The sequence below is a fragment of the Streptomyces sp. NPDC058240 genome, from assembly GCF_042882135.1.
Classification (GTDB): Bacteria; Actinomycetota; Actinomycetes; order Streptomycetales; family Streptomycetaceae; genus Streptomyces.
Genome location: NZ_JBHVWT010000001.1, coordinates 903,212 through 911,646, shown reverse-complemented (window position 1 = coordinate 911,646; position 8,435 = coordinate 903,212). Strand labels below are relative to the sequence as shown.

Genomic DNA, 8,435 nt, shown 5'->3' with positions numbered 1-8,435 from the left:
TGGGGGTTGGGGGGAATGGATGTCCCCCCCGAAACAAACAGAGAAACAAAAAAGGCCCACGGGCACGGCGGAGGCCTTTGGGGGCCCCCCCGGCCAGGAGCCCACCCGACAGGCTCTCAGGCCGACGCGGACGTGGCGGCCTCCGTCACCTCCGCGTACCGCTCCAGGAACTCCCGCACCTCCGCCACGCCCCGCTGCGGCATCAGCACCCCCACCGCCTCCGTCAGCATCGCCCGGATGCGGGTCGACTGGACGCGGTCCAGCAGGTCCAGCACCTGGTGGCCCGCCGTCGCCGCCTCCGCGGCCCGGCCCGCGCGGGCCAGGTCCCAGGTCAGCTCGGCCCGGTACAGCGCCAGGTTCCGGGTGAAGTGCGGGTCCTGGAGCCGGGTGGCCCGCCGCGCGTGCCGGGCCGCCCGCGACCAGTCGCCCAGCGCCGACCAGCACTGCGCCTCCAGCATCTCCAGCTCCGCCTCCCGGAAGAAGGTCATCCACTCCGGATCGGCGTCGCGCGGACCGCGTCCGAACGCGGTGTGCGCCCGGCCGAGGGCCCGTTCGCAGCCCGTACGGTCCCCGAGCCCCGCCCGGCCCCCCGCCTCCCGCAGCGCGAGCAGTGCCAGCAGCCGGGGCGAGCCCAGCGGCTGGGCCGCACGCTGTCCGGCCTCCGCCGCGCGCACGGACTCGCGGGGCCGCCCGGTGTCCCGGGCCAGGAACGACGTATTGCAGAACGCGTGCGCCTCCAGCGCCGGATCACTGGCCACCCGCGCCGTGGCGAGTGCCTCCGCGTAGTGCGAGCGGGCGTCCTCGGACCGGCCCGAGTCATGGGCCAGCCAGCCCACCGAGATGGCCAGTTCGCCCGCTCCGGCATGCAGTCTGTCGGCGGTGGAGCGCTTGGTGGCCGCCCCGGAGTCGAGCAGCGCGTACGCCGCCCGCAGCGGCCGGGACGCCCTGCGGTACAGGCCGTCACCGCCGTGCCGGTCGTCGAGCAGCCGGATCTGCCGCACCGCCTTCTCGACGGCGCTCACCTCGCTCTCGCCGACCCGGCGCGGGTCGGGCGGGGCGGCGGCAGCGGCGGATGCGGAGCCGAGGCACGGGCCCAGGGTCGCGGTCGCCATCGTGGTGGTGCCGCTCGTCATGAATACGCGACGCAGCACGTCGCTCTCCTCGTCGGGGTCGCTGTGGAGCGTAGGGGGCGGTGGACTTTCGGCAGTGGTCCGCGCCCCCCGGCCGCGTACGGTTTCGCGCGGTGAGAAGCCCAGGTCCGCCAGGGTCGTTCCGGGGAACATGTGCAGGAAGACCCGTTCGTACGCGTAGTTGGGGCAGCGGATCTCCCCGGACTCCACGCGTCCGATGTACCGGGCGTCGCACGCGACCTGCTCGCCGATCTCGCGGGCCGATCTGCGTACTGCGGCAGCGAACTCCCCGGCGGAGCGCAGGCCGCGCAGCCGCCGGAAGGCGAGGTTGGGAACTGCCCCTGTCGACACCATGGGCGAGGACCTCTCTTCTGCAGCCGGGCCTCCTGCTTCCGGTGGTCCCGGCGAAGCAAGAACGTACCTGCTGTGACGAGTCACACACGGAGCGTTTGCCAATAAAGCAGGCATCTCGCCCACGATCCGCCATGAACTGCCACCCTTTGCGGCGGCGTGGCACCGTAGCCCTTGACGCCGTCGGCGCGTTGGTCCATGCGGAGACGGAATCCGGCTCCGCCCGGCGATGAGAGGAGAGGTCCCTTGTTGCATCTCGGCACGGAGACCGACTCGCGGACGACTGCGACGACCCCGGCCGTAACGGGCGCTCCGGCGCCCACCACGGCCACGGAGGACCACGGTGCCGAACCCTGCGACCTGGTGACCGTCCCGGCCCGCCAGGGCCTGGAGGCCGTGGACATCCTGCGCCGGGACGCCGAGCAGGACGTCGGCCCGGTCCTGCACGACGGCGCCTGCGACACCCTCGGCTTCCTCGTGCCGCCGGGGACCGCCGAGGCATGGGACGTACCGGGCAGCGCCTGTACGCAGACCGCCGGCCGCGGGCTGCGCATCCCCGCCGAGCCGCCGGTCACCGGCAGCGGCTGGCTGCTGCCGCCGGAGGGCGACGCCCCGGTCACCGACCCGGCCGTGCTGCGGGCCGCACTCGACCAGGCGGCCCGGCTGATCGAAGCCGCCGACAACTGCCGCTGACGTCCGGTCCTCGCCCGCGCGCCCATAATGGGCAGGTGGGCGGGTTTCCCCGGCACGGCCGGTCTTGTACCGGTCCGGAGCGAAGAGCAGTGAGCGGGCACGAGCAGCGGTGGCACGTCGAGGAGCGTCGAGCGGGGGTGCGGGCGCCCGCAAGCGGTCCGACCGCAAGGCCGGGACCAAGGCCGGGAGCCGGACCGATGGCAAGGCCGAAGGCAGGGGCGAACGCGGTGCCGGACGCGCCGGGCGCGGGGCGGAGCCCCTCGCCGAACCGGTGGACGGCTCCCTCGCCGAGCTGGTCCCCGACCGGGAGCGGCCACGCGCCTGGACGCTGACGCTGGACGGCGCCCCGCAGTCCCATGTGGATCTCGACGACCCCACGTTCCTGTCCTTCGAGTACCAGCGCAGGATCGGCCACATCGCCGATCTCGTCGCACCCCCCGGACAGCCCCTGCACGTGGTGCACCTGGGCGGCGGGGCCTTCACGCTCGCCCGCTACATCGCCGCGACCCGGCCCCGCTCCACCCAGCAGATCGTCGAGGTGGACGCCGCGCTCGTCCAACTGGTCCGCCGGGATCTGCCGTTGGACCCGCAGGCCAGGATCCGGGTCAGGGCCACCGACGCCCGCGCCGGGCTCGGGAAGATCCAGGACGGCTGGGCGGATCTCGTCATCGCCGATGTCTTCAGCGGGGCCCGTACCCCCGCGCACCTCACCAGCACCGAGTTCCTCGCCGAGGTCCGCCGGGTACTGAAGCCCGGCGGGAGCTATGTCGCCAACCTCGCGGACGGGCCGCCGCTGACCCATCTGCGCGGCCAGATCGCCACCGCGGCCACGGTCTTCCCCGAGCTGGCGCTCGCCGCCGACCCGACCGTGTGGCGCGGCCGCCGCTTCGGCAACGCCGTGCTGCTCGCCTCGGACCTGCCGCTGAAGGTCGCGGAGCTGACCCGCCGGGTCGCGACCGATCCGCATCCCGGACGCGTCGAACACGGGCGGGCCCTCGCCGACTTCACCGGCGGTGCGGCGCCGGTGAGTGACGCGGACGCCAAGCCGTCCCCGGCGCCGCCTCCCTCGGCCTTCGGATAGGCGTTGATGACCGGTCAGACGATCTCGACCTGTGGCGGATGGTCGTTCCAGGTGCAGAAGACCGACACCGTCGTACCGCCGTCCCGGCCGAAACCCATCCGGATCCAGGTCGAGTTCGTCCAGACCCGCACCGACCAGTCCGGTGCCGGTGTCGCCGAGACCAGCTTCGCCGAGTGCCCGCCGAGCTCGAAGACCACCCGGTCTCGACACCGTCCGCCGGGTCGCGGAGTCCACCGGCGGCGATGTGCGGATCGGGCGATCGGTGCTCGGCGGTACGGAGGTGCGCCTCTGGATCGGCCTCGACGGGCAACGGCCCGAGCGGGGCCAGGCCCCACCCCCCCACAACCGGCCGGGATGCGCGCCCCTATGCGGTGCGGCTGTGCGTCCGCTCCGCCCGGTTCACCGCCGACAGCACCGCCAGGATCGAGGCCGTGAGGACGGAGGTGTCCTGGCCCGCCCCCCAGCACACCTCTCCGTCCACCCGGCACTCCGCGTACGCCATCGCCGGGCTGCCCTGCCCCGGACCCGTCGCGTGCTCCGTGAAGTCGAGGACGTCCACCCCGATGCCGGCGGCGGCCAGCGCACGGGTGAACGCCGACACCGGACCATTGCCCGTGCCCTCGTAGTCGCCCTCCCGCTCGTCCACCCGCAGCGTGCAGATGAACCGGTGCTCACCGGCCGGGTTCCGGTCCGTGGACCAGGAGGTCAGGGCCACGCTTCCGTCCCGTCCGGGCGTCAGGTACGCCGTGTCGAACAGCTCCCACAGATCCTTCGGCGTGGCCTCCAGACCGCTGTCGTCGGTCGCGGCCTGCACCGTGCGGGAGAAGTCCGCGCGCAGCCTGGCCGGCAGATCCACCCCGTAGTTGCTCCGCAGCAGATGGGCGATGCCCCCCTTCCCGGACTGGCTGTTGACCCGGATGACCGCCTCGTACGTACGCCCCACGTCCGCCGGGTCGATCGGCAGATACGGCACCGACCACAGCTCGGAGCCGCTGCTCGCGTGGTGGGCGAAGCCCTTGCTGATGGCGTCCTGGTGGGTGCCGGAGAACGCCGTGTACACGAGATCGCCGCCGTAGGGGTGGCGGGGCGGCACCGGCAGCCGGTTGCAGTACTCGACCGTGCGGCGGATCTCGTCGATGTCGGAGAAGTCGATCATCGGGTCGACGCCCTGGGCATGCAGATTGAGGGCCAGATTGACCAGGTCGACGTTGCCGGTGCGCTCCCCGTTGCCGAACAGGCAGCCCTCCACCCGCTGCGCGCCCGCCAGGACGGCGAGTTCGGCGCACGCGGCGCCGGTGCCGCGGTCGTTGTGCGGATGGACGGAGAGGATCACCGAGTCCCGCCGCTCCAGATGACGGTGCATGTACTCGATCTGGTCCGCGTACACGTTCGGCGTCGCGATCTCCACCGTGGCGGGCAGGTTGTGGATGACCGGCCGGTCCGGGGAGGCGTCCCACAGCTCGGTGAGGCTGTTGCAGATCTCCAGGATGAAGTCCGGCTCGGTGAGGACGAACACCTCGGGGGAGAACTCGAACCGGATGTCCGTCCCGGGCCGCGCCCGCGCCAGCCGCTCCATCTGCCGCGCGGACTCCAGCACCGTGCCGTGCACCTCGGCCCTGCTGCGGCCGAGCACCACGTCGCGCCAGACGGGGGCGGTCGGGATGTACAGATGGACGACCGCGCGGTCCATCCCCTCGATGGACTCGAAGGTCCGCTCGATCAGATCCTGCTTGGCCGGGGTGAAGACGACCACGGTGACGTCGTCCGGCACGGCGCCGCTTCCGGCGAGGTGCCGGACGAAGTCGAAGTCGGTGCGGCTCGCGGAGGGATAGCCGATCTCGATCTCCTTGAACCCCATCGCGACGAGCAGATCGAACATCCGGCGCTTGCGTGGCGTGTCCATGGGCTCGGCCAGCGCCTGGTTGCCGTCGCGCAGATCCACCGGCACCCAGAGCGGGGCATGCTCGATACGGGCCTGCGGCCAGGTACGGCCGGTCAGCGGGACCTCGACGCGGTCGAACGCGGAGCGATAGCGGTGGGAGGGCATGGAGCTCGCCCGCTGCGGATTCCAGCGGGGGGCGTCGGCGGGCACGGGCCCGCGCGGGGTGCAGATGGTGGGGAAGCCGTGCATCGGTGACTGACGGTCGGACATGAGGACGGTCTCTTCTCGCATCGCCGGACGCGACCGGCGCAGCACGGCACCCCGCGGCGGGGTGCCGGTCGCTTCAGGCCCCGCCGCGGCAGCCGAGAAGAAGGAGACCGCTGTGCGTCATGGCCGGTAGAGTAGCCACACAACAAGTCCTCAGACAACCTGACAGGTGAACCCGTGTCCTCGCTCGGTCCGCTCCGCCCCAGCCCCCTGGTCGAACAGGCCACGAACCATCTGCGCGAGCAGATCACCGAGGGGCACTGGCCGGTCGGCACGAAGATCCCCGGCGAGACGACCCTGGCCAAGACGCTCGGCGTGGGCCGCTCCACGGTCCGCGAGGCGGTACGCACCCTGGCCACGCTCGGACTGCTCCAGTCCCGCCAGGGCGCGGGCGTCTTCGTCATCGCCGACCGGGTGACGGAGGACTGGCCGACCCGGCTGCGCCGGGCCGCGGTCACCGATGTGTACGAGGTGCGCATGCTGATCGAGGTCCAGGCCGCCCGGCTGGCCGCCCGGCGCCGTACGGACGAGGACCTGATCGCCCTCGACGCGGCGCTCGCCGCACGGCGGGCGGCGGGGGCCGGGGGAGACGCGGAGTTCGTGGACGCGGACATCGCGCTGCACCGGGCCGTGGTGGCCGCGGCCCACAATCCCGTACTCACCGATCTCTTCGGCGAGTTCGCGCCCGCGCTGCGGCAGGGGCTCATCGACCTCGTGGAGCTGTTCGGCCTGCGCCGCGAGGATCCGGACCACGGCGACGCCACCCATGACGCGCTGGTACGGGCCGTGGTCGCCGGGGATGCGGAGTCGGCGGGGCGGGCCGCGCAGGCCGAACTCGAATCCACGCTGGCCCGGCTGCGGGCGGCGTAGGGCCTTTCGTTTGGATCAGGCCGGATCAGGGAGCGGGGTCCGGTGCCGTGGATCGCAAGGCGGAGCCGAGAGCTCGGGGAAGGAGCCCTGGCGACTGACGACAACGCGGCGAGGCGCGGTGCCGGGGCACGCGAGCCCGGCGTGATCCAAACGAGAGGCCCCAGGCCGGGTCGACTCCAAGGGGACGCGGGAGACCGGCTTCGGAGGGAAAAGGCGGACCCGCCCCCGACCGCCCCGCCGTGTGGCACCCCGTTCACCTTCCGGCGGGCGGGCCGGTGTGAACCGGGGATGACGTGGGCCGCTCCCGGCGGCGGGCGGAAATGCGGCGCGGCGGGTGCGGTCCTGGTCGACCGGCGTGGTGGACCTTCCCTGCCGGGCCTCTGGTCTGCGTGTTCTCCGGGCGGCGCGAAATCCCGGGCGGCGTATGCGGGTTGCGGCAAGACCTCGGCCGGACACGGTCCCGTGACTTGCCGGACACGCTCGGGCAACGGAAGCGTCTTCAACTCTTGACACCCACCCCTTCAAGGCAGGAACCTTCCGACATCGACGCATGGGAGCGCTCCCACATCGGACGGTCCGCCCGCCCGAACGGCACTGCCCGTGCCCTCCCCCTTGAACCGCGCGGCACCCGCACTCACCGGCGACCCCGCCGCGCAGTCAGAACGCCAGCCCCACCCCGGAACGTCCCACCCGGAACAAGGAGTAGTGGAATGCGCATCACCCGCACCGTCGCCGGCCGGAGCCGCAGAGCCGCGGTTCTGGCCACCACGGGCCTGACGGTCCCGGCCCTGTTGCTGACCGGCTGCAGCAGCGACTCGGACTCGTCGGGCAGCACGGGCCCCGACGCGAACGGGAACATCACGCTGACCGTCGCCGACTTCGGGCAGTTCGGCTACAAGGAGGCCGGGCTCTTCGCCAAGTACCACGAACTGCACCCGAACATCACGATCAAGGAAGACGTCACCGCCGACGAGAAGATCTACTACCCCAAGCTGCTCCAGCAGCTGAACTCGGGCAGCGGTCTCGCCGACATCCAGGGCATCGAGGTCGGCCGGATCAAGGAGATCGCCGACACCAAGGCGGACTCCTTCGTCGACCTCGGCAAGGTGATCGACGTCGACGACTGGGTCTCCTGGAAGGCCAAGCAGGCCACCGCGCCCAGTGGCGCGGTGATCGGCGCGGGCACCGACATCGGTCCGATGTCCCTCTGCTACAACACCGACCTGTTCAGGAAGGCCGGTCTGCCGACCGACCGCGCGGAGGTCGCCAAGAAGGTCGCGGGCGGCTGGGAGGACTACATCGAGCTCGGTGAGGAGTACAAGAAGAAGGCCCCGGCGGGGACGTACTTCATGGACTCCGCGAGCGCCATGTTCAACGCGGTCGTGAGCTCGAACGCCGAGCAGTACTACGACGAGAGCGGCAAGCCGATCTACAAGGAGAGCCCCAGCGTCCAGCAGGGCTGGGACCTGGCCGCCGAGGTCGCGTCCAAGAAGCTCTCCCAGGGCCTCGCCCAGTTCGACACCAACACCTGGGTCCCCGCGCTGCGCAAGGGCACCATCGCCACCGTGGCCTGCCCCGCCTGGATGGCCGGTCAGATCTCTGCCAACGCCGGTGAGGGCAACAAGGGCAAGTGGGACATCACCACCGCGCCGGGTGCGACCGCCGCCAACTGGGGCGGCTCCTTCCTCACCGTGCCCAAGTCGGGCAAGAACGTCGAGGAGGCCGGCAAGCTCGTGAAGTGGCTGACCGCGCCCGAGCAGCAGGCGGCCGTGTTCAAGGCGATCGGTGTCTTCCCGTCCAACAAGGGCGCGTACGAACTGCCGGACGTGAAGAACGCGAAGCTCCCGTACTTCAACGACGCCCCGATCGGACAGATCTACGCCGACGAGGCCAAGTCCATCCCCGAGGCGGTGCTCGGCCCGAAGGACGGTGTCATCAAGGACACCATCTCGACCCAGATCACCAACATGGAGCAGCGGGGCACCAGCCCCGACAAGGCATGGAAGGCCGCGACCGACGCGATCGACAAGGCGATCGGCTGACCGCCGCCGGTGGGGGGGGGGCCCCCCCCCCCCCCCCCCCCCCCCCCCCCCCCCCCCCCCCACCCCCCCCCCCCACCCCCCCCCCCCCCCCCCCCCCCCCCCCCCCCCCCCCCCCCCCA

At 72.2% G+C, this 8,435-nt stretch carries 7 protein-coding genes; 4 read left to right on the top strand and 3 right to left on the bottom strand.

The annotated features are described in order from the left end of the window. Positions 1-116 precede the first annotated feature (116 nt). Positions 117-1,484 carry a tetratricopeptide repeat protein gene (locus tag ACFVX4_RS04055; RefSeq protein WP_389971661.1) on the bottom strand — a complete coding sequence of 456 codons (1,368 nt, stop codon included), beginning with the start codon at positions 1,482-1,484 and terminating at the stop codon, positions 117-119. A 243-nt stretch (positions 1,485-1,727) separates the two neighbouring features. On the opposite strand from ACFVX4_RS04055, the gene ACFVX4_RS04050 reads away from it, so the two are divergent. Together ACFVX4_RS04050 and ACFVX4_RS04045 are read left to right on the top strand one after the other, a co-directional pair. Continuing rightward, positions 1,728-2,174: a hypothetical protein gene (locus ACFVX4_RS04050; protein ID WP_389971659.1), complete on the top strand. Its 447-nt coding sequence runs from the start codon at positions 1,728-1,730 to the stop codon at positions 2,172-2,174. Between the two features lie 109 nt (positions 2,175-2,283). Beyond that, entirely contained in the window at positions 2,284-3,255 is a 972-nt protein-coding gene (locus ACFVX4_RS04045; RefSeq protein ID WP_389971657.1) for a spermidine synthase, read from the top strand. A 14-nt stretch (positions 3,256-3,269) separates the two neighbouring features. Here the strand turns inward: ACFVX4_RS04045 and ACFVX4_RS04040 are convergent, their stop codons facing one another. Both ACFVX4_RS04040 and leuA read right to left on the bottom strand, forming a co-directional pair. Next, positions 3,270-3,452: a hypothetical protein gene (locus ACFVX4_RS04040; RefSeq protein ID WP_389971655.1), complete on the bottom strand. Its 183-nt coding sequence runs from the start codon at positions 3,450-3,452 to the stop codon at positions 3,270-3,272. Between the two features lie 167 nt (positions 3,453-3,619). Beyond that, the gene (gene leuA, locus ACFVX4_RS04035; RefSeq protein WP_389971653.1) at positions 3,620-5,407 is read right to left on the bottom strand and encodes a 2-isopropylmalate synthase; all 1,788 of its coding nucleotides are present in this window, start codon (positions 5,405-5,407) and stop codon (positions 3,620-3,622) included. 174 nt (positions 5,408-5,581) lie between these two features. On the opposite strand from leuA, the gene ACFVX4_RS04030 reads away from it, so the two are divergent. Further along, on the top strand, positions 5,582-6,274 hold the full coding sequence (locus ACFVX4_RS04030) for a FadR/GntR family transcriptional regulator (protein WP_266425821.1): 693 nt from the start codon (positions 5,582-5,584) through the stop codon (positions 6,272-6,274). A gap of 710 nt (positions 6,275-6,984) precedes the next feature. Next, entirely contained in the window at positions 6,985-8,316 is a 1,332-nt protein-coding gene (locus ACFVX4_RS04025; RefSeq protein ID WP_389971652.1) for an extracellular solute-binding protein, read from the top strand. Positions 8,317-8,435: the final 119 nt, after the last annotated feature.

Excerpts from the sequence above, each read along its gene's own strand:
- ACFVX4_RS04055 (WP_389971661.1), bottom strand. The coding sequence starts at position 1,484 with ATGGTGTCGACAGGGGCAGTTCCCAACCTCGCCTTCCGGCGGCTGCGC.
- leuA (WP_389971653.1), bottom strand. The coding sequence starts at position 5,407 with ATGTCCGACCGTCAGTCACCGATGCACGGCTTCCCCACCATCTGCACC.
- ACFVX4_RS04025 (WP_389971652.1), top strand. The coding sequence starts at position 6,985 with ATGCGCATCACCCGCACCGTCGCCGGCCGGAGCCGCAGAGCCGCGGTT.